This window comes from Ensifer sp. 4252 (assembly GCF_050434565.1).
Taxonomy (GTDB): Bacteria; Pseudomonadota; Alphaproteobacteria; order Rhizobiales; family Rhizobiaceae; genus Ensifer.
Genome location: NZ_JBNDIU010000001.1, coordinates 418,879 through 438,830 on the forward strand (window position 1 = coordinate 418,879; position 19,952 = coordinate 438,830).

Sequence of the window (19,952 nt, forward strand, 5' to 3'; positions counted from 1 at the left end):
TCGACCCTATTCGCCGGCCTGAGAGGGAGCATTCGCGCAAACGGCGCCAAAAGAACTGATATCGTCACAATTCGCGACTGTGCGCCACCGGAATGCGCCGCTACACATAATGGGTCCGCCTTATCCGACTCGCGAGCACCATTCGGAAGTCGCCTGCCCATGTCGCAAATTCGTCCGCTCATTCCGCTCCTCGTCACCGCAGGCATCCTCATCGGCGGCAATGGACTGCAAGGCACTTTCATCTCGCTGCGGGCGCTCGAAGAGGGCTTCTCGACATCGCTGATCGGCGTCATCGGCACCGGCTATAATATCGGTTTTGCGTTCGGCTGCGTCTACGTGACCCGCATCCTGCGCGCCATCGGCCATATCCGCACGTTCTCGGCCATGGCGGCGATCGCGTCGGCGGCGGCGATCGCCATGGTGCTGATCATCAATCCGTTCATGTGGTTCTTGATGCGGCTTGTGGCTGGCATCTGTTTCGCCTGTCTTTTCGCCACCGTCGAGAGCTGGCTGAACGCCAGCGTCACCAATACGAATCGGGCGCGTACGCTCTCCGTCTACCGTCTCGTCGATCTCGGCTCGGTCACCGCCGCGCAATATGTCATCCCCGGCGTCGGCATCGGCGGGTTCGAGCTTTTCGCCATCATCTCGATGGCATTGACCTTGTCGCTCGTGCCAATTTCTTTTGCCGATCGGTCGAGCCCGGTGGCGCCGGAAGCGATCCGCTTCGACGTCAAGGCGCTCTGGAACATCTCGCCGCTCGCGACCGTCGGCTGCATCGTGGTCGGCTTGACCAACGCCGCCTTTCGATCCCTGGGTCCCATCTATGCGCAGGGAATCGGTCTCTCGGTGACGGCGATTGCCACCTTCATGAGCGCCGGCATCATCGGTGGCGTCGTGCTGCAATATCCGCTCGGTCATTACTCCGACCAGATCGACCGGCGACTGATCATCCTGATTGCCACCTTCGGCTCGCTGCTCGCCGGGCTTTTCCTTGCGTTCGGCGCCGGCAACGACGAGTGGCTCAATTTCGCCGGCATCTTCCTCTTCGGCGCCTTCGCCATGCCGCTATATTCGCTCTGCTCGGCGCACGCCAACGACCACGCGGCGGAAGGCCAGCACGCGCTGGTATCGGCGGGCATGCTGTTCTTCTGGTCGCTCGGCGCCATCATCGGCCCGCTGTTTGCCTCGTTCCTGCTTGAAATTTTCGGTCCGCAGGCGCTGTTCATCTATACTGCCGCGATCCTCTTCCTCTTCATGCTCTACACGGTCAGGCGCATGACAGCGCGTAGCGGCGTTCCCGCGGAAGCGCGCGCCATGCCCTTCCGCAACCTGCTGCGGACCTCGTCCTTCTTCAACAAGCTCGCCGGTGGCAACCACACCCGCAAGGACGACTGAAACGCCTGCGGCAAGATGTGGCTGCGCCGGAGAATTGCTGATTGCGACGATCAGGTTTAGAACCGAGCTGTCGCCCTATTCAGTTGCCGAGATTGCAAAAATGCCCCTGATCAGCCGCCGCACTTTCCTCCAGGGCTCCGCCGCTTTGGGCGGCGCCTTCGCATTCGGAGCCGGCATGGCGGCACGCGCCGGTGCGGCACCGGATCCGCAGATCCTGAGGGCACAATTGACGCGGGCACAGATCGCCTCAGACGGCGCGACGCCCAAGGTCATGACCTACGGGCTGGGCGATGCCGCGAACAACGGCATGCCGCCTGTTTTGCGGATGCGCATGGGCGAACCCTATGCCGCAAGACTGATCAACAGGCTCGATGAACCGACGACCGTGCATTGGCACGGACTTCGCATACCCAACGCCATGGATGGCGTGCCGGAGATGACCCAGCCCTATGTCTATCCGGGCGACCCCTTCGACTATGTCTTCACGCCGCCGGATGCCGGCACCTTCTGGTATCACCCGCACTGCAACACGCTGACCCAGATGGGAAGCGGGCTGACCGGCGTCATCGTTGTCGAAAATCCGGATGACCCGGCATTCGACGCAGAGATCGTGCTGAACCTGCGCGACTGGCGGCTCGGCAAAGGCGGCGCCTTCATTGACCCGTTCAAGCCCAGGGACGCCGCGCGCGGCGGCACCTACGGCACTGTTCGCACCGCGAACTGGCAGCAGGGGCCGAGCTACGACGCGCCCGCCGGCGGCCTCGTGCGCGTCCGCATCGCGGCAACGGATGTCACGCGGATCTATACGGTCGGGCTGGAGGGGGCAGACGCAATGGTCGTCGCGCTTGATGCAAACCCGGTCGACAAGCCCTTCCCGCTCGACCGCTACGACGTCGGCCCGGGCCAGCGCATTGACCTCGTCGTCAGGATTCCCGACAACGAAGGCGCCACGGTGAAACTCGGCAATCTGCGCGGCTCGCACCCCTGGACGATCGCCAGCTTCCGCGCAACCGGCCACTCCTTGAAACGCGACATCCGCGAAGTTTCTCCCCTTCCCGCCAACCCGATCGCCGAGGCGGACCTGTCGGTGGCCACCCGGATCCCGATCGACCTGACGGCCACCGCCGAACACAAGGCAACGCCATCGATCTGCGGTTCGCTCGGCTACACCTTCTGGGCGATCAACAAGGTGCCGTGGCCGGGCGACACGCCCGATCCGATCGCACCGATCGAGGAGATGAAGCTCGGCAAGAGCTATGTCCTGCAGATCGCCAATCGGACGCCGCACGCCCATCCGATCCACCTGCACGGCATGAGCTTCCGCATTCTCAACTCGAACAAGCGGACCTTCCTGCCGCCACCGACGGACACCATCCTGCTTTTGCCCGACGAACAGGCGGAAATCGCGCTCGTTGCCGACAATATCGGCGATTGGGTGTTCCATTGCCACATCATCGAGCACCAGAAGACCGGCATGACCGGTTATTTCAGGGTGGTTTGAGATTTTCGATTGTGACGGATGGCATGAAGGGCTACACGAAAAACATAGCCGCATTTTTGCCACAGTGATTTAAATCCGATGATTGAAACAACCGCAGATCTCGAGGCCGCCTGCCAGCAGCTGGCCCGCTCAAGTTATATTACGATCGACACGGAATTCCTGCGTGAGACCACCTTCTGGCCTGAGCTTTGCCTGATCCAGATGGCGAACCCGGATATGGCCGTCATCGTCGACCCGATGGCCAAGGGCATCGATCTCACGCCGTTCTTTGCGTTGATGGCCAACCCCGACGTGATCAAGGTCTTCCACGCCGCGCGCCAGGATATCGAGATCATTTTCCATCTCGGCAATCTGATCCCGCACCCGATCTTCGACACCCAGGTTGCGGCCATGGTCTGCGGCTTCGGCGATAGCGTCTCCTATGACCAGCTCGTCAACCGCATCAAGGGCGAGCAGATCGATAAGTCATCGCGCTTCACCGATTGGAGCCGCCGGCCGCTGACCGAGAAACAGCTCGACTACGCACTGGCCGATGTCACGCATCTGCGCGACATCTATCAGTACCTGAATGCGCAGCTCGAGCGGGAAGGCCGCTCGCTGTGGCTTTCCGAGGAAATGGCGATCCTCGAAGCCCGCGATACCTACGATCTGCATCCTGATGATGCCTGGCAGCGCCTGAAGATGCGGGTCAAGAAGCCGATCGAACTTGCCGTGCTGCAGAAGGTCGCGGCCTGGCGTGAACGCGAGGCGCGCAACCGCAACGTTCCGCGCGGGCGCATCCTCAAGGACGATGCGATCTACGAAGTCGCGCAGCAGCAGCCGAAGGATTCCGAGGCGATGGCACGGCTGCGAACCATCCCGAAAGGCTGGGAACGTTCGAGCGCCGGAGCCGCGTTGATCGAGGCGGTCAACGAAGCACTTGCCATCCCCAAGACCGAGCTGCCGCGACTGCCGAGGCAGAACCACACACCCGAAGGTGCAGCCGCTGCCACCGAAATGCTGAAGGTGCTCTTGAAGCTCATTGCCGAGAAGCAGGGCGTGGCCGCCAAGATCATCGCCAACAGCGACGATCTCGACAAGATCGCCGCCGAGGGCGAGAACGCCGACGTCGGCGCGCTCAAAGGCTGGCGGCGCGAGTTGTTCGGCGATACGGCACTGAAATTGATCAATGGTGAAGTGGCTCTGCGCTTTGTCGACAAGAAGATCGAAGCGATGGAAATCGGCGACTGAAAAACGGACGGGCGGACAACAACTTTCCGCCCGAATCCGGCTCTAGCCAAGGCCCTGCAGCGGGACTGATTCGCAATCGCGTCGAGCAGACATCAGCGTGCTGACGCGTGACGCCACAACCAGGGTGTCCGACGCGTTCTTTCTTCGCTGTCCGGTTTCGAGGCTTTTCCGCATGCGCTGGCGTTTCTCCATGTTCGAGGGAATTTTGCTGCTGCTGATCGTCAGTAGCGCCGGTGCCGCCTATGCGACGATTGCCTTCGACGGCGGCGGCGGATTGATCGGCGCCACTTACGCATTGTGCGTCTGCGTCCCGATCCTCGCCTTCGAACGGCGCATCATTCTGCGGCGTCTCAATCGCAAGATCCATTCGTTCTCGACACCCGTTTTCTTCCTCGCCTCGATCGCCGTCTATCTGGTGTTTATCGAGCTGGGATTCGGCCTCGCCGGCCTCTTGATGCAGATGACCGGGCACATAGACGAGGATTGGACCGATGCGCTCGTGCCGTCGGGCACGGCCCTTCTGTTCGCACTGGCGGTCTCCGGCTCGATTGTCTTTGCGCTTCGCGTCCGAGAACTTCTCGGTCGTGACGTTTTCATGAGTCTTCTGACCGGCCGCTATCGCAAGCCGATGCAGGAGGAACGCGTCTTCCTGTTCATCGATCTTGCCGGCTCGACCGCCTATGCCGAGCGATACGGCGATCTCAGGATGCAGGAATACCTCAGCAAGCTGTTTGTGACACTTGCCGACCCGGTGCTGCGCTATCGCGGCGCAATCGACGACTATGTCGGCGATGCGGCTGTTATCACCTGGCCCTACGACCGCGCTGTCAACAATGCCGCCTGCGTGCACTGCGTCTTCGACATTCTCGAAGAGATCGAAGCCGGCGCCCACCGTTGGCGCAAGGAGTTCGGCGAGGTTCCGCGGCTAAGGGCAGCGCTTCACGGCGGCACCATCGTCGCAGCCGAAATCGGCGTCGACAAACACAAGATCACCTATTTCGGCGACACGGTGAACACCACCGCCCGCCTTGAAGGCCTGTGCAAGACACTGAACCATCAGGTGCTGATTTCCACCGACCTCGCCCGCAAGATGCGGCTGCCGCACTATGTCCGGGTGCAAGATCTTGGCGAGCATGCCGTCAAGGGACGCGGACAGAAGCTCGGCGTGCTGGCGCTTCGGGCCGGAGGCACGCCGGCCGCCGCACCTGCCGCCGAGCCAAGCCTCACCGATGCAGTTTCGCCCCCTTGATGATCTTGTCGACCAGATTCTTGTCAGCATGAATGGCGATGCCGGCGACCTTCGCATCGTCGGGCCGCGTTTCGGCGAAGACCGCACGGTTGGCGCTGTCATGGCCGGTCGAGAACATGGCATCGACATAAACAGAGGTTTGGATCTCCCTTTCGATCGCGCGGCGTTGAATATTGCCGAGCGTCGCACCATCTGCCGATAACACGATGATCGGCTGAACGCTCAAAGCATTGTAGACGTTGCCGGCGCCATCGCGGTAGGCTTCACCGATAATCGCCGGTTTCTGCCCGGCGATGCCGGTTGCCAGAAATGCGGTGACGTTCAGCTTCTGCCAAGTGGCCAGATCCTCGCGCAACACGATCGCGAACTTGGTGTCGAACATGACGGGTATCTCCATTTCAGGACATCAGGGCGTGCCCGAGGAGGCCTTAGCCGAGGACGCTACCATCGATCTTGAACGATTGTGCGGATCGCCGGGCGACGGGATTCGCGTCGCCGCGCCAGTGGACGGCATAGAGCGCATCGAGGCGCGGCTGCACGGCAAGGTCTTCGAGCCGCATCGCCACGACACCTACGCGCTCGGCGTAACGCTCGGTGGCATCCAGACCTTCCGGTATCGCGGAGAGAGCCGCTACAGCACGCCCGGAAGCATCATCATCATTCACCCCGACGAGCTGCACGACGGCGGCGCGGGAACGGAAGCCACGCTTCGCTACCGGATGATGTATCTGCAGCCGGAGCGATTGATCGCGGCCCTTGGCGACAACGGCGGAGCCTTGCCTTTCATCGCCGCTCCGGTGGTTGGCGACGTGGCCCTGCGCCAGGCAATCGGCGAGGCCGTCATGGATCTCGACGGCGGCATTGACGAACTGGCGCTCGACGACATTCTCACGCGCATAGCGGAAGGCTTGTGCCGCCATGCCGGCACGACGGGCAAGGCTGCCGGCAGGTCGGCAAAGCGGGCGGTCTTCGAGGCGACGGACTATCTCAAAGCCAACCTCGATCGTCCGGTCGGCTCGCAAGAACTCGAAACCGTCAGCGGCCTTGATCGCTTCACGCTCGCCCGCCAGTTCCGCAAGGTTCTCGGCACCAGCCCGCACCGCTACCTCCTGATGCGGCGGCTGGAGCAGGCACGCCGGATGATTGCCACCGGTCACAGCCTGGCCGGTGCTGCGCTCGAAACCGGCTTTGCCGACCAGGCCCATTTCACCCGCCATTTCAAGCGTGCCTACGGCGTGACGCCCGGACGATGGGCGAGCCTGGCGCTCGTCGGCTGAAGTCCGACGCCGCTGGGTTGTTGCGGCACGGAGCCAGTGTCCGGTCGCCCGCGACAATTCGAACTCAGCCAGTTTCCCCGCTCGAGCGCAGCGCCTTTCGCCTGTCATCAAAGCTTCACTAACCTGTAAGCCAAGCATCACCCAACCGTCACCAAAGCCGCCTATCGGGTTCCCGTACTTTGGCATCCAACCCATGGTGACTTTCATGACCAAAACGCTTCTCGCCACTGCGGCGCTCACACTTTTGATGACGACGACCGTCCTGGCTGAGGAAAAGGCCTTTCCTGCAACCCTGAAGGCACACGCGATCCTGCCGGCAAACACGATCCTGGCTGCGCCGTCCGACGCACCGGAATACCTGAAGACATCAGGCAAGTTCACCACCGCGGACCGCAAGCGCGCCGAGGCAATCGGCACCGTGCCCGGCAAGGATGGCGTGCGCCCGACCGGCCTTTCGTTGCCCTTCAACGGCCAGCCGATGCAGGGCTTCTCCGGCATCAAGGCCATGGAAGACGGCACCTTCTGGAGCCTTTCCGACAACGGCTTCGGCAGCAAGTTGAACTCGACCGATGCCATGCTGATGCTCCACCACGTGCAGATGGACTGGGACGCCGGCAAGGTCGAAGCGCTGAAAAGCCTGTTCCTCACCGATCCGGATCGCAAGGCCCCCTTCCCGATCGTCATGGAAGGTTCCGACAAGCGCTATCTGACCGGCGCTGACTTCGACGTGGAGTCGATCCAGCCGGTCACCGACGGCTTCTGGGTCGGAGAGGAATTCGGTCCCTACATCCTGAAGTTCGACCTCGACGGCAAGCTGACCGACGTCATCGCCACTGCGGTTGACGGCAAGCCGGTGATGTCGCCCGACAATCCGACGCTGACACTCCAGGGAGACCCGTCGAAGAAGTCGCCCGCCTTCAACCTGAAGCGTTCCGGCGGCTACGAAGGCATGGCGCTATCGAAGGACGGCGCCAAGCTCTACGGTCTGCTCGAAGGCCCGATCTGGACCGATGGCGAAACCGTCGAGCAGGCCGAGGGCCGTCCGGCGTTGCGCGTCATCGAACTCGATGTCGCCAGCAAGGCCTGGACGGGCCGCAGCTGGCTCTATCCGCTGGCTGAAGGCGGCGAAGCGATCGGTGACTTCAACATGCTCGACGACAAGACCGCTCTGGTGATCGAACGCGACAACGGCGCCGGCACCCTCGACAAGGCCTGCGCCGATCCGAAGGATCCGAAGCCGGATTGCTTTGCCGTCGGCTCGAAGGTGAAGCGTGTCTACAAGATTGCCTTCGATGACAGCAATGTCGGCAAGGCCGTGCGTAAGATCGGTTACATCGATCTCCTGAAGATTGCCGACCCTGATAACAAGAAGCGCCAGGGCGGCGGCGACGGCTATTACGACATGCCGTTCTTGACGATCGAAAACGTCGATCGCATCGATGACACGCACATCATCGTCGGCAACGACAACAACCTGCCGTTCTCGGCCGGCCGTGCGCTTGATAGGGCCGATGACAACGAGTTCGTTCTGCTCGAAGTCGGCGAATTCCTGAAAGCGGAATAATCAAAAAAGGGCGCTCGGATTCTTGTCCGTGCGCCCTTCGTCAAAGATCTGGGTGCGTTCAGTTCTCGAACTGGAATGCCAACCTTCTGCCGGTCAGCTTGCCGAGCTGCTGCAGCCGGCCGTCGAGGCGTTCGCCGGCAAACTCCGAATAGGCTGCAGGCACGACAATCTCCAGATCGACATCCGGCAGAGACGATTTGCGGAAAGTCAGATTCTTCGCCACGCCCGGCATCGAGGCCGAGAATAGGTAGGCGACCCGCAGCAAGCCGCCGAGCAGCTTCGCCAGTTCCAGTAACCGCGGTGTGGTAATGCCGGTCAGCGCACCAGTCGCGCCATCGTCGTTCAGGCCTTCGAAGCGATAGTAGTTGGCAAGCGCGATATAGGCCCGTCCGGCATGGGTGATGCCGGAGAAGGTCGAGTGGGCGATGATGTTCAGCGCCTGCAGTCCACGATAGTCCGGATGGGCGCGCCAGCTGATATCGGCGAGCAGGCAGGCAGCCTGGCGATAGCGGCTTTCCTCTTCGGTTTCCTCAACGCCGAAGAACGGCACCATGCGGCCGGTCCAATCGGCAAGCTCACGCGCGTGCTCGGGCGACCGCGCCCGCAGGATGGCGATCTCGCCGGCAGCGGTCAGCAACGGATCCTGTTCACGCTCGTCTTCTTTCAGCAGCGAGAAGAGATAGCCTTCGCGCACGCCGAGCGCCGAGAACGAAATTCGCTCCGGCTTCATGATCGACAGTGCTTCCTGCATCGCGATGGCACCGAAGGGAAGCAGGCTTCGGCGGCTTTTGGAGATCGTCGCATAGGCCGATGGCTTGATATTCCTCGGCTCGATCACCTCCGGCAGCAGCGCCATCGCCTCGTCGTAGGAGATCTCGTAGCCCTGCATCATGTGCAGGGGATAGTTTCGAATTTCCATGTGCAGCTTGGCGATCGAGCGCCAGGTACCGCCGACGGCATAGAAGGTGCGGCCGGCGCCGGTCTTCAGCACCGGCGAGCTTTTCATGAATTTGCGCACCCAGGTGCGAGCCTTCGGCAGCGAGCCGCCGCTATGCTCGAAGAGGCGGATACCTCCGAGCGGCAGGGTGATGCCCTTGCCGATCTTCTTGCCGCTGAGCTCGACAAGCTCCAGCGAGCCACCGCCAAGGTCACCGACCACCCCGTCGGGATCGTGATAGCCACTGACGATGCCCATGGCGGAGAAATAGGCCTCCTCTTCGCCGGTGAGTATGCGCACCTTGTGGCCGAGGATCGCCTCGGCCTTCTCGATGAAGGCCGGCCCGTTGCTCGCCTCGCGGGCGGCTGCGGTCGCCAGAACATACATGGAGATCGCACGCGCCTGCTGCGACAGCGCATGAAAGCGATGCAGCGCCCGGAGAGCGCGCTCGACGCTCTCCTCGTCCATGCGTCCGGTGGCATCGATGCCCTTGCCCAGACCGCACATGACCTTCTCGTTGAACAGCATGGCCGGAGCGCGGCTCAGGCCTTCGTAGACGACAAGGCGAATGGAGTTGGAGCCGATATCCACAACGGAAACCGGGCGGATGCCGGGCAGGCGCCCCTGCGCTTCAGATTCGACCATGCAATTCCAGTTTACTTGTGCCAGCTGCTCTTCCAGCCGGCAATCAGCTTCGGTGCACTGGACTTCAGGGCTTCACCCCGGCCGGAGAGGCTGGGATTGGTCATGAAATAGTGCTGCGCGTTGAAAGGCTCGGCGTCCTTGCCGACTTCCATCCGGCGAGACGTGCCGTCGGGAAGAATTTCGTAGCTCTGCTGGTTGTCGATGAGATTGCCCAGCATGATCTGCGAAAGTACCTGTTCGTGCACAGTCCGGTTGATAAGAGGCACAAGCGTCTCAACCCGCCGGTCCAGATTGCGCGGCATCATATCCGCCGAGCCGATATAGACAAGCGCATTCTCCGATGGAAGGCCATGACCATTACCGAAGCAGAATATGCGGGAATGTTCGAGGAATCTGCCGACGATGGACTTGACACGAATATTGTCGGAAAGGCCCGGAACTTGCGGCCTCAGGCAGCAGATGCCGCGGACCACGAGGTCGACTTCGACGCCTGCACGGCTTGCCTTGTAGAGCGCGTCGATAATCTCGGGATCGACGAGCGAGTTCATCTTCATCCAGATCGCCGCGGGCCGACCGGCCTTGGCGTGCTCGATCTCCTCCTCGACGTGCTTGAGGATGCGGGGGCGCAGCGTGTGCGGCGAGACCGCCAGCTTCATGCCCGCTTCCGGCTCGCCGTAACCGGTGATGAAATTGAAGATGTTCGCCATGTCGTGGGCGATGACCGGGTTGCAGGTAAAGAATGACAGGTCTGTGTAGATCTTCGCCGTGACCGGATGATAGTTGCCGGTGCCAAGGTGACAATAGGTGCGCAGCCGCCCCTCCTCGCGACGCACCACCATCGACATCTTGGCATGGGTCTTGAGTTCGATGAAGCCGAAGACCACCTGCACGCCGGCGCGCTCCAGGTCGCGCGCCCAGCGGATGTTGGCTTCTTCGTCGAAACGGGCCTTCAGCTCGACCAGCGCCGTCACGGACTTTCCGGCTTCAGCCGCGTCGACGAGCGCACGCACGATCGGGCTGTCGTTCGAGGTTCGGTAGAGCGTCTGCTTGATCGCGACCACTTCAGGATCGCGCGCCGCCTGCAGCAGGAACTGCACCACGACGTCGAAGGATTCGTAGGGGTGGTGGACCACCATGTCCTTTTCGCGGATCGCGGCAAAACAATCGCCGGCATGTTCGCGCACGCGCTCGGGGAAGCGCGGATTGTAGGGTTCGAAGCGCAGATCGTCGCGCGGCGCCTTGGTGATTTCCGACAGTGTATTCAGCGCCAGAAGCCCGGGCAGAACGGCGACGCGGTTTTCCGGAACGCTGAGTTCCTGAACCACGAACTGGCGCAGTGAAGCGGGCATTTCCGAATCGAGCTCGATACGGATCACCGATCCACGGCGACGCCGCTTCAGCGCCGTTTCGAAGAAGCGCACCAGATCTTCGGCCTCTTCCTCGACTTCGATATCGCTGTCTCTGATGATGCGGAACGTGCCCGAGCCGTTGACCTCGTAGCCCGGGAAAAGCCGGTCGATGAACTGGCTGACCATGTCTTCGAGCGTGATGTAGCGGATGACGTTCTTGAAATCGGGTAGGCGGATGAAGCGGTCGAGCGCCACCGGCAGGCGCAACAGCGCCGTCATCGGCTCGCGGCCGTTCTTGCTGATGAGCTGCAGGCCCATCGAGAAGCCGAGGTTCGGGATGAACGGGAACGGATGCGCCGGATCGATCGACAGCGGCGTCAGCACCGGAAAGATCGACTGGTCGAATTCGTTGGCAAGCCAGCTCCGGTCCTGCGCCGACAAGGATGCCGGGCGGACGATGAGGATATCTTCCTTGGCGAGATATTGTTGCAGGACGGCGAGCGAAGCCTGCTGCTCCATCTGCAGGTTGTCGATTTCCTTGAGGATGTCTTCGAGCTGCTCGGCCGGCGTCTTGCCGTCCGGCGACCGCATGGCCAGCCCCTGCCGCACCTGGCCCTCAAGGCCGGCGACGCGCACCATGAAGAACTCATCCAGGTTGGCGGCCGAGATCGACAGAAAGCGGACACGCTCTAACAGCGGATGCGCCGTGTTCAGGGTCTCCTCAAGCACTCGACGATTGAACTGCAGCCACGAGAATTCGCGATTGATGAACCGTTCCGGGCTGGAGAGCAGGTCTAGCTCCTCCGCGGCCTGTTTGTTCTCATTCACCGCAGACGTCGCATTATCCATTACTGGTCAGACCCCATTTCTTCGCCTGCAGGAACTATAACAGTTTGACGACGGAACTGTGACAGTTAATCGGAATGGCGTTGATTTCCAAGCTCTTCCAGGACTTCGGCGGCAAGCGACCGGGTGAGCTTGACACCTCGGGCAAGCGCCAGCCGGTCGATGCGCTCGACGATCGTCTGGGCAGCCTCGAGCGAGCGCTCCATGCGCTGGACGATGTAGCCGACGAGCTTTTCGTCGATGAAAAGCTGGCGATCGGCAAAGAGCTTGATCAGCACCTGCGTCAACAACTCGTCGTCGGGCTCGCCGATCTCGACGACGGTTGCTGCCTTGAGGCGCGAGCGCAGATCGGGGAGCGCGACCGGCCAGGACATGGGCCAGAGCCGCGAGGTCATCAAGAGGCCCGTGCCATGCTGGCGAACGCTGTTGATGACATGAAACAGCGTGGTGTCGTCGAACCCCTGGCGATCGGCATCCTCGAACAGGACGGGACCTTCCGCGGCGATCAACGCCGCATCACTGTCCGCGACCGGGTGGATCGCCCGTGCGCCCGCCCTCTCCTTCCAGATGCTGGCGAGATGCGATTTTCCAGAACCGACCGGGCCGGCGATGATGACAACCGGCGACGGCCAGTCGGGCCAGTGATCGACGATCGCGATCGCCGCGCTCAGCCGATCGGAAACGAGCAGATCCTCACGGCCCGTTGCCGGGTCGTGGTCGAATGCCAGGGGCAGTTGTTCGAAGGGACGTTTTGTCATGCTGTACTCGGGACAAGGATGGGACAATCAGCTGGGCTGATTGCCCTTTGTCTTCTTCGCTGCGACCTTTCCATGTCCATGGTAGAGATCGCTATCAAGGTATCGCTGGATGCCGAAGCGAACAAGCACGCCGATGGCGGCGGCCGCGGGAACGGCCACCAGAAGCCCGACGAAACCGAAGAGGGCGCCGAAGGCAAGCAGCGCGAACATCAACCAGACCGGATGCAGGCCGACGCTCTTGCCCACCAGCTTGGGCTGCAGGATGTTGCCTTCCAGGAACTGGCCGCTGAAGAAGATGGCGGCGACAAGCCCGATCCAGAGATAATCGGGCCAGAACTGGACCAGCGCGACACCCACGGCCAGCACCAGCCCGACCATCGAGCCGACATAGGGGATAAAGCTGATCATACCGGCAAAGAGGCCGATCAGCAGGCCGAAATTGAGACCGACGAGCGACAGGCCGAAACCGTAGTAAAGGCCGAGGATGAGGCAGAGCGACCCTTGGCCGCGAACGAAACCGGCGATCGTCGTGTTCATGTCACGGGCGATCTGGCGTACGACACCGACATAATCGCGCGGAACCCAGCTATCGACCCGATCGACCATGCGGTCCCAGTCGAGCAGCAGGTAGAAGGCGACGACCGGCGTAATGATGAACAGCGACAGAATGTCGAGCAACGCCATGCCGGAGTTCCAGAGCTGCTGAAAGAGCGTGCCGAGGAAGCTTGCGCCCTGCTCCAGCAATTTCGCCGAGTTCTGCTTGATCGCCGTCATCTGTTCGGCGAGCCAATCCGGCAGCAAGGTCGACTGGCTGTCGGTCAACAGCGCCTGTAGCTTGGCGATATAGCCGGGCATCTTCTGGATGAAGTCGGCGGCCTGGGTGAAAATCACCGGAATGATGATCATCAGCGACAAGGCAAAGATCACCACGAATCCGATGAGGATCACCACTGTCGCCATCAACCGGCTGAGGCCGAGGCGTTCTAGGCGGTCGGCGACCGGGTCGAGGAAATAGGCAAGCGCCATGCCCGCCAGGAACGGCAGCAGGATCGAGCTGAAAACCATCAGGAAGGCGATAAAGGCGGCAAGCACCAGCAGCCAGAAAATAACCTGGCGCTGTAGTCCCGAACCGCTGACTTTTATGTCCATGGTGTTCCCCGTAACACGCCAAGCATGCCTTTGCCGCATCATATTCTGTTTGAGGAGATAGGTGGCGTGGCGCGCACCGGTCAAGCCCGCGCGCTTCCGAGCCAGGTAAATTGAGCCCTCCATTCCTTTCTTGCCGGTGGGATATGGGCAAAATGGTGAAAAAAGGCCGAGAAGGCAGGCTCTCGGCTTGCACTCCCTTGCCCGCCGTGCAATTCGCATCCGCAAAATACCTGTCGCGCGACCAGCCTTGGAGAACCAGCATGAGCCAGTCGGGAAAGAACGGCCTCACCTATAGTGACGCAGGCGTGGATATCGATGCCGGCAATCTGATGGTGGAGAAAATCAAGCCGCATGTGCGCTCCACCCGGCGCCCGGGCGCCGACGGCGAGATCGGCGGCTTCGGCGGCCTGTTCGACCTGAAGGCCGCCGGTTTCACCGACCCGGTGCTCGTTGCCGCAAATGACGGTGTCGGCACCAAGCTCAAGATCGCCATCGACGCCAACAAGCATGACACCGTCGGCATCGACCTCGTTGCCATGTGTGTCAACGACCTGGTGGTCCAGGGTGCCGAACCGCTGTTCTTCCTCGACTATTTCGCCACCGGCAAGCTCGACCCCGATCAGGGTGCCGCGATCGTTGCCGGCATCGCCGCGGGCTGCCGCCAATCCGGTTGCGCGCTGATCGGCGGAGAAACCGCGGAAATGCCGGGGATGTATTCCGGCGGCGACTATGACCTTGCCGGCTTCGCTGTCGGGGCCGCCGAACGCGGCCAGTTGCTTCCGGCCGGCGACATCGGCGAAGGCGACGTCATTCTTGGCCTCGCCTCGTCGGGCGTTCATTCCAACGGTTATTCTCTCGTGCGCAAGATCGTCGCGCTGTCGGGTCTTGCCTGGGATGCCCCTGCCCCCTTCGGCGAAGGCACGCTTGCTGACCTCCTGATGACGCCGACGCGCATCTATGTGAAGCCGCTCCTGAAGACGATCCGCGAAACCGGCTCGATCAAGGCGCTGGCGCACATCACCGGCGGCGGTTTCCCCGAGAACATTCCGCGCGTGCTGCCGAAGCATCTGGCAGCCGAAATCGATCTCGACGCCATCAAGGCACCGAAGGTCTTCTCCTGGCTTGCCCAGACCGGTGGTGTCGCGGCCAACGAAATGCTGCGCACCTTCAATTGCGGCGTCGGCATGATCGCTGTCGTTCCGGCTGAAAAGGCGCAGGAAGTGGCAGCCGTGCTCGAGGCCGAGGGCGAAACCGTCTTCACGCTCGGCCGTATGGTCGCCCGCGCCGAAGGCGCGCACGGCACGATCTACAAGGGCAGCCTCGCCCTATGACGAACGACGTGACGGCAGGCAGGAAAAAAGTCGTCGTCTTCATCTCGGGCGGCGGTTCCAACATGCTCTCGCTGGCCAAGGCCGCCGCCGAGCCTGGTTTTCCGGCCGAGATCGTCGCGGTGATTGCCGACAAGGCCGATGCCGGAGGCCTTGCCAAGGCTGCGGCACTCGGTATCCCGACCTATGCGTTCCTGCGCAAGGATTTCGACAGCAAGGATGCGCACGAGGCGGCGATCCTTGCCGAACTCGAGCGGCTGTCTCCCGATATCATCTGCCTTGCCGGCTATATGCGGCTGTTGTCGGCAACCTTTATCCAGCGCCACGAAGGCCGGATCATCAACATTCATCCGTCGCTTCTGCCGCTCTTTCCCGGCCTCCACACCCATCAGCGCGCCATCGACGCCGGGATGAAAGTGGCGGGATGCACCGTGCATTTCGTCACCGAAGGCATGGATGAAGGCCCGATCGTCGCACAGGCAGTCGTTCCGGTTGTCGACGGCGACACCGCCGAGACACTTGCTGCCCGCGTGTTGACGGTTGAGCACCGGACCTATCCGATGGCGCTCCGGCTGCTGGCGGAAGGCAAGGTCTGGATGGAGGGCGGACGAGCAGTCACGCGCGGCGAGACATGGACACAAGCGCAGCCGATGCTGATCTCGCCGGCCGAATAGGCCGAACACACCTACTTTGACGAAGCAAGCCGACGATCGAGTGCGTCGAGCACGCGCCGTGTCAGCGCCGGATAATCTTCGTCGAAATGGTGCCCGCCTTCGATTGCAACGATGTCGACACCCGTGCCCTTCAGGTCGGGGCAGGCATCGTCTTCCTCCTCCGTGCCGTGGATGCATTGCACCAGAGATGGGTCGATGCGCTTGATGTCGTCGAGCGGATCACCGCCATCGCCCTGCCCGGCCGCGCCGAGCCAACCAAGAACCGAGATCTTGTAGTCGACCTGATGCGATAGCGCCATCAGAGTGACCTGCCGCACATGGGCGCGCGCTGCGGGCGGGAGCAGATTGAAGGTGCGAGGCAGGATATCGGCCCCGAAGGAATAACCGATCAAGAGAACGTTGCGGACGTTCCAGCGCTTGCGATAGTAGTCCATCACCTTGGCGAGATCGTCGGCCGTCGCCTGCGGGTCGCGCTCGGACCAGAAATAGCGCAGCGAATCGATGCCGACGACAGGGACGCCCTGCTGCTGCAGGACGTCGCCGACCTGCTTGTCGATGTCGCGCCAGCCGCCATCACCGGAATAGATCACCGCCATGGTGTCGCGTGTCGGCTTGGCGTCGAGCACGGTCAGGGGCAACCCGAATGGATTGTCGGCAGCGGCCTCACTATCGATCAGGTCCGTCAGATGGCCGGAAAGCACCGCATAGGCTACGTCGTCGCTATCTTCCTGCGTGATATCGGGGTGTTTTTCGATGAGTGCTGCCACATGACTTCGGCCGCCGTCGGATGCCGTCGGCGTAAAGACGACGGAGATCGGATCCGGCAGGGCACCGTCCGTCAGGCCGTAGACGATACGATCGCCCTTCAAAGCCTTCTCCGCCGGCGTGCAGAGCTGCTTCGTCAGCGCAACGCCTTCCTCCGGATCGACCGCAAGCGTCTGGCCGATGGTCGCAGCGGGGGTCTGCGCCGCAATCGCCAGTGCCATGACCCCGCCCGCCCCAACGCCGGCGACAATCGGCGGGAGATAGGCATCGCTCTTCAGCGAGCGCTGGACCTGCTGGCTCAACGCCTCGATATCCGACACCGTGTAGATGCAGTCTCCGTCATCCTTGGCGAGCGAAGCAAGATAGGCCTTGAGATCGATGCCGATGACGACCGCCTTGTCGTCGACAAGGGCGCGGGCGACTGCGGCCTCCTTGTCGCTCCAGCCTTCTGCGTTGGACAGCAGAACAACAAGGGCGGATGGCGTGTCCTTCGGGACGAGGATGTGGGGTGCCGGGATCATGCCGGTGTCGTAGGTCGCGGCCTTCTCCTGCGCCGAGGCCGGCACAACCGCAGCGGTCGCGAGAAGGACGGCTCCTACCAGGGGCTTCCAGATATTCGAGATCGACATCATTTCTTCATCACTCCCTTGAGGCCGCCGCCAATCAGAAATGTCGCATCCATCAAGGCAAGGATCGGATTGATGCCGCCGCTCGCCACGAGGTAGCGTGGCTGCCAATGCGGGTGGAACTTCGACTTGAAGGCGCGAAGTCCCTTGAAATTGTAAAAGCGCTCGCCGTGTTCAAAGAAGGTTCGCCCTGCCCGGTCCCAGACCGGTGCGATCTGGCGCGAGGACATGCCCGACAGCGGCGCCATGCCGAGATTGAAGGTACGGTACCCCTCGGCCTTCAGATATTCCATCACCTGCGCGAAGAGGAAGTCCATCGATCCCTTGGGGGCGTCCGGCGAGAAGCGCATGAGATCAACAGTGCCTTCCTGCTTGGTTGCCGTCACCAGGATGTTGGCGAAGGCGACGATCCGCCCCTCGCAGGTGAGGATCGCAACCGGCTGTTCAGCCAGATACTCAGGGTCGAAGGCGCCGAGGGAAAAGCCCTTTTCCTTGGCATTGTGGTGGGCAAGCCATGCATCGGAAATCGCCGTCAGTTCGCCCATGATCGCCGGGACGTCGGCTGGAGCCACCATTTTGAACTCCAGCCCGTCGCGCTGGGCGCGGCTGACCTGCTGGCGCAGATTGGCCCATTTGCCGCCCTTCATCTCGAAACGCGCGAGATCGACATGGGCGAGTTCGCCGAGCCTGAAGGCCCGCAACCCCGCATCGGCGTAGTAGGCGAGCCCAAGCGGCGAAACCTGGTAGAACACGGCACGGCAGCCGCTGCCGCGTGCCTTCTCGATGAACTGCCAGATCAGTTCCGGCCAGGCATCGACCGGCCCGACTGGATCGAACAGCGCGATCCACGAGCGGGCGCGCTGGCCATACATGATGAAGGCGCGACCATCGGCGGAGAACATCAGGCTCTTGTCGCCCATGCGCACCAGATTGGCATCGGACATGTCCTGCGCCTCGACGATCGCCAATGCCCGTTCCATGGCATCGTCGGTTGCCGGTTCTGCGCCTGAAGCCGCCGGACGCATCAGGCTCCAGATGGCAAGAGCGCTGGCGCCGATCGTCACGCCCAGAAGCGCGCGCAGGCCGCGGGGCGCCTCGGCGGAGAATTCGAACTGCCACCAGAGTTCGTGGCTGTATTCGACGTCGCGATAGACGAAAAGCAGGACGACGAGCCCGCCCAGGCAGATGACGCCGAGCGCCGTCAGCCACGGCAGCGTCAGCGCTTGGCCGAAGAGCGAGGCCGGCCGCACGAACAGGCGGCGGCTGGCGACGAGACCGACGAGGAAGAAGGCAAGCATGCCGGCCTCGACCAACGCGATCGCCTTGATCAGCGAAAGCAGCAGTGCCGCCACGGCGATGACGAGAGACGCCCACCAGGCGCCATCGAGCCGTTGCGCTAGGCCGCGCGAGACGATGACGAGAGCGAGGCCGAGCAGGCTTGCCAGGAAATGCGCGCCCTCGACGATCGGCAGCGGCAGCAGGCCCTCGAGAAAAGCAAGGTTTTCATCGGGCGTCGGCGTGACGCTCGACAACACCAGCATGATCGCCAGCACGATGCCGAGTGTTGCCAAGAGAAGCGGCGTGATACGGCCGCCGATCCGGCGCACGCTGGAGGCGACGGGATGGCCGGACAACTGGCGAAGCTCGATGCCGACGACGACCGCGACGGCGATCAAGAGCGGCAGCACGTGATAAATGACGCGGTAGAGAACCAGTGCGCCGAGGATGGTATCGACATCGGCGCTGTGACCGAGCGTGGCGATGATGATCGTCTCGAAGACGCCGAGCCCGGCCGGCACATGGCTGAGCACGCCGATGCCGACGGCGAGCGAATAGATCGCCAGGAAGGCGGGCCAACCGATCGTGCCCGCTGGAAGCAGCACGTAGAGTACCGTCGCCGATGCCGCCAGATCCAGCGCCGTCACAAGGAACTGGCGCGAGGATGTGCGCGAATCCGGCAGACGCAAGGTGATGCGCCCGACGCTGACCTCATGGCCGTCGCGCGCCTTGATGAAGACAGCAAGCACGACGCCGAGAATGGCAACCGCGACCATACGCAGCCAGAAAGGATCAAGCCCGGTCAGGGGCGCCACATATTCGCCGACGGCGAGCAGGCTCAGGCACGTGACCGTCAAAAGCCCGAGACCGAAGGCAAGCGTGACGAAGGCGATGATCCGGGCAATGTTTTCCGGCTCGACGCCCAGGCGCGAATAGGACCGGTAGCGGATGGCACCGCCACTCAAGGCGCCGAAGCCGGCCGTATTGCCAACCGCATAGGCGCAGGCAGCCGTCAACGCAACATCGGCATAGGGGAGCTTGCGCCTGACATAATCGAGCGCGCCGACATCATAGAAAGTGAGCGCGAAGAAACTCAGCGCGGTGAAGAGAACGGCGGCGGCGATGGAGGTCCAACTGGTATCGGCAAGCGCCTGGACCACGTCGTCATATTGCACTTCGGAGGTCAGGTGAAAAATCGCCAACCCGAACAGGGCGATCACCAGCAATGTTGCAAGCGCCTGCAGATAGCGCCGGTTACGGCGCAGAAAGAGCCTCCACCCTGCCTCGATCTGCTGATCGTCGTTGGCTGCACGTTCCGTGAGGGAGGACGTCATGGGTAGCCCATGTCATTGATGAAGACATCAGCGCTGTAGCCTAC

General features: G+C 62.3%; 15 protein-coding genes. 8 read left to right on the forward strand and 7 right to left on the reverse strand.

Annotated elements, in window-relative coordinates; genetic code table 11:
• Positions 1-159: 159 nt before the first annotated feature.
• The 4 genes from ABIE33_RS02085 to ABIE33_RS02100 all read left to right on the forward strand — a co-directional run bounded on the left by ABIE33_RS02085 (position 160) and on the right by ABIE33_RS02100 (position 5,378).
• Positions 160-1,398: an MFS transporter gene (locus ABIE33_RS02085; RefSeq protein WP_429120764.1), complete on the forward strand. Its 1,239-nt coding sequence runs from the start codon at positions 160-162 to the stop codon at positions 1,396-1,398.
• A 100-nt stretch (positions 1,399-1,498) separates the two neighbouring features.
• Positions 1,499-2,899 carry a multicopper oxidase family protein gene (locus ABIE33_RS02090; protein WP_429120767.1) on the forward strand — a complete coding sequence of 467 codons (1,401 nt, stop codon included), beginning with the start codon at positions 1,499-1,501 and terminating at the stop codon, positions 2,897-2,899.
• Positions 2,900-2,977: 78 nt separating this feature from the next.
• Positions 2,978-4,129, forward strand: a complete 1,152-nt coding sequence (gene rnd, locus ABIE33_RS02095) for a ribonuclease D (protein ID WP_429120770.1) — start codon at positions 2,978-2,980, stop codon at positions 4,127-4,129.
• 172 nt (positions 4,130-4,301) lie between these two features.
• Positions 4,302-5,378 (forward strand): adenylate/guanylate cyclase domain-containing protein, encoded by a 1,077-nt coding sequence (locus ABIE33_RS02100; protein WP_429120771.1) that lies wholly within the window; start codon positions 4,302-4,304, stop codon positions 5,376-5,378.
• Here the strand turns inward: ABIE33_RS02100 and ABIE33_RS02105 are convergent.
• Entirely contained in the window at positions 5,353-5,760 is a 408-nt protein-coding gene (locus ABIE33_RS02105) for a DUF2000 family protein (RefSeq protein ID WP_429120774.1), read from the reverse strand. The genes ABIE33_RS02100 and ABIE33_RS02105 overlap by 26 nt on opposite strands.
• Here ABIE33_RS02105 and ABIE33_RS02110 point away from each other — a divergent pair.
• Complete coding sequence (locus ABIE33_RS02110) at positions 5,759-6,655, forward strand: AraC family transcriptional regulator (protein WP_429120777.1); 897 nt, start codon at positions 5,759-5,761, stop codon at positions 6,653-6,655. The genes ABIE33_RS02105 and ABIE33_RS02110 overlap by 2 nt on opposite strands.
• 205 nt (positions 6,656-6,860) lie before the next feature.
• A complete protein-coding gene (locus tag ABIE33_RS02115; protein WP_429120778.1) occupies positions 6,861-8,219 on the forward strand; it encodes an esterase-like activity of phytase family protein in 1,359 nt (452 codons plus the stop codon).
• 58 nt (positions 8,220-8,277) lie between these two features.
• On the opposite strand, the gene ppx is transcribed toward ABIE33_RS02115, so the two are convergent.
• The 4 genes from ppx to ABIE33_RS02135 form a co-directional block, all read right to left on the reverse strand.
• Complete coding sequence (gene ppx / locus ABIE33_RS02120) at positions 8,278-9,801, reverse strand: exopolyphosphatase (RefSeq protein WP_429120781.1); 1,524 nt, start codon at positions 9,799-9,801, stop codon at positions 8,278-8,280.
• An 11-nt stretch (positions 9,802-9,812) separates the two neighbouring features.
• Positions 9,813-11,999 (reverse strand): RNA degradosome polyphosphate kinase, encoded by a 2,187-nt coding sequence (locus tag ABIE33_RS02125; protein WP_429120784.1) that lies wholly within the window; start codon positions 11,997-11,999, stop codon positions 9,813-9,815.
• Positions 12,000-12,064: 65 nt separating this feature from the next.
• Positions 12,065-12,754 (reverse strand): DnaA regulatory inactivator HdaA, encoded by a 690-nt coding sequence (hdaA, locus tag ABIE33_RS02130; protein WP_429120787.1) that lies wholly within the window; start codon positions 12,752-12,754, stop codon positions 12,065-12,067.
• Positions 12,755-12,781: 27 nt separating this feature from the next.
• Positions 12,782-13,903 carry an AI-2E family transporter gene (locus ABIE33_RS02135; RefSeq protein ID WP_429120790.1) on the reverse strand — a complete coding sequence of 374 codons (1,122 nt, stop codon included), beginning with the start codon at positions 13,901-13,903 and terminating at the stop codon, positions 12,782-12,784.
• Positions 13,904-14,163: 260 nt separating this feature from the next.
• Here ABIE33_RS02135 and purM point away from each other — a divergent pair, with 260 nt between their 5' ends.
• Positions 14,164-15,234, forward strand: coding sequence for a phosphoribosylformylglycinamidine cyclo-ligase (gene purM, locus ABIE33_RS02140; RefSeq protein ID WP_429120792.1), 1,071 nt, complete (start codon positions 14,164-14,166; stop codon positions 15,232-15,234).
• Positions 15,231-15,905: a phosphoribosylglycinamide formyltransferase gene (purN, locus tag ABIE33_RS02145; RefSeq protein ID WP_429120795.1), complete on the forward strand. Its 675-nt coding sequence runs from the start codon at positions 15,231-15,233 to the stop codon at positions 15,903-15,905. The genes purM and purN overlap by 4 nt, the downstream gene beginning before the upstream one ends.
• Before the next feature lie 11 nt (positions 15,906-15,916).
• Here purN and ABIE33_RS02150 read toward each other — a convergent pair whose 3' ends face one another.
• Both ABIE33_RS02150 and mprF read right to left on the reverse strand, forming a co-directional pair.
• The gene (locus ABIE33_RS02150) at positions 15,917-17,302 is read right to left on the reverse strand and encodes a virulence factor family protein (RefSeq protein ID WP_429120798.1); all 1,386 of its coding nucleotides are present in this window, start codon (positions 17,300-17,302) and stop codon (positions 15,917-15,919) included.
• On the reverse strand, positions 17,299-19,908 hold the full coding sequence (mprF, locus tag ABIE33_RS02155) for a bifunctional lysylphosphatidylglycerol flippase/synthetase MprF (protein WP_429120801.1): 2,610 nt from the start codon (positions 19,906-19,908) through the stop codon (positions 17,299-17,301). The genes ABIE33_RS02150 and mprF overlap by 4 nt, the downstream gene beginning before the upstream one ends.
• Between the last annotated feature and the right edge of the window lie 44 nt (positions 19,909-19,952).

What these genes read in the sequence shown, in the direction of transcription:
- ABIE33_RS02110 (WP_429120777.1), top strand. Translation starts at nt 5,759, where the DNA reads ATGACGGGTATCTCCATTTCAGGACATCAGGGCGTGCCCGAGGAGGCC.
- mprF (WP_429120801.1), bottom strand. Translation starts at nt 19,908, where the DNA reads ATGACGTCCTCCCTCACGGAACGTGCAGCCAACGACGATCAGCAGATC.
- ABIE33_RS02100 (WP_429120771.1), top strand. Translation starts at nt 4,302, where the DNA reads ATGCGCTGGCGTTTCTCCATGTTCGAGGGAATTTTGCTGCTGCTGATC.
- ABIE33_RS02125 (WP_429120784.1), bottom strand. Translation starts at nt 11,999, where the DNA reads ATGGATAATGCGACGTCTGCGGTGAATGAGAACAAACAGGCCGCGGAG.
- rnd (WP_429120770.1), top strand. Translation starts at nt 2,978, where the DNA reads ATGATTGAAACAACCGCAGATCTCGAGGCCGCCTGCCAGCAGCTGGCC.
- ABIE33_RS02150 (WP_429120798.1), bottom strand. Translation starts at nt 17,302, where the DNA reads ATGATGTCGATCTCGAATATCTGGAAGCCCCTGGTAGGAGCCGTCCTT.
- ABIE33_RS02085 (WP_429120764.1), top strand. Translation starts at nt 160, where the DNA reads ATGTCGCAAATTCGTCCGCTCATTCCGCTCCTCGTCACCGCAGGCATC.
- ppx (WP_429120781.1), bottom strand. Translation starts at nt 9,801, where the DNA reads ATGGTCGAATCTGAAGCGCAGGGGCGCCTGCCCGGCATCCGCCCGGTT.
- ABIE33_RS02115 (WP_429120778.1), top strand. Translation starts at nt 6,861, where the DNA reads ATGACCAAAACGCTTCTCGCCACTGCGGCGCTCACACTTTTGATGACG.
- ABIE33_RS02105 (WP_429120774.1), bottom strand. Translation starts at nt 5,760, where the DNA reads ATGTTCGACACCAAGTTCGCGATCGTGTTGCGCGAGGATCTGGCCACT.
- purN (WP_429120795.1), top strand. Translation starts at nt 15,231, where the DNA reads ATGACGAACGACGTGACGGCAGGCAGGAAAAAAGTCGTCGTCTTCATC.
- hdaA (WP_429120787.1), bottom strand. Translation starts at nt 12,754, where the DNA reads ATGACAAAACGTCCCTTCGAACAACTGCCCCTGGCATTCGACCACGAC.
- purM (WP_429120792.1), top strand. Translation starts at nt 14,164, where the DNA reads ATGAGCCAGTCGGGAAAGAACGGCCTCACCTATAGTGACGCAGGCGTG.
- ABIE33_RS02135 (WP_429120790.1), bottom strand. Translation starts at nt 13,903, where the DNA reads ATGGACATAAAAGTCAGCGGTTCGGGACTACAGCGCCAGGTTATTTTC.
- ABIE33_RS02090 (WP_429120767.1), top strand. Translation starts at nt 1,499, where the DNA reads ATGCCCCTGATCAGCCGCCGCACTTTCCTCCAGGGCTCCGCCGCTTTG.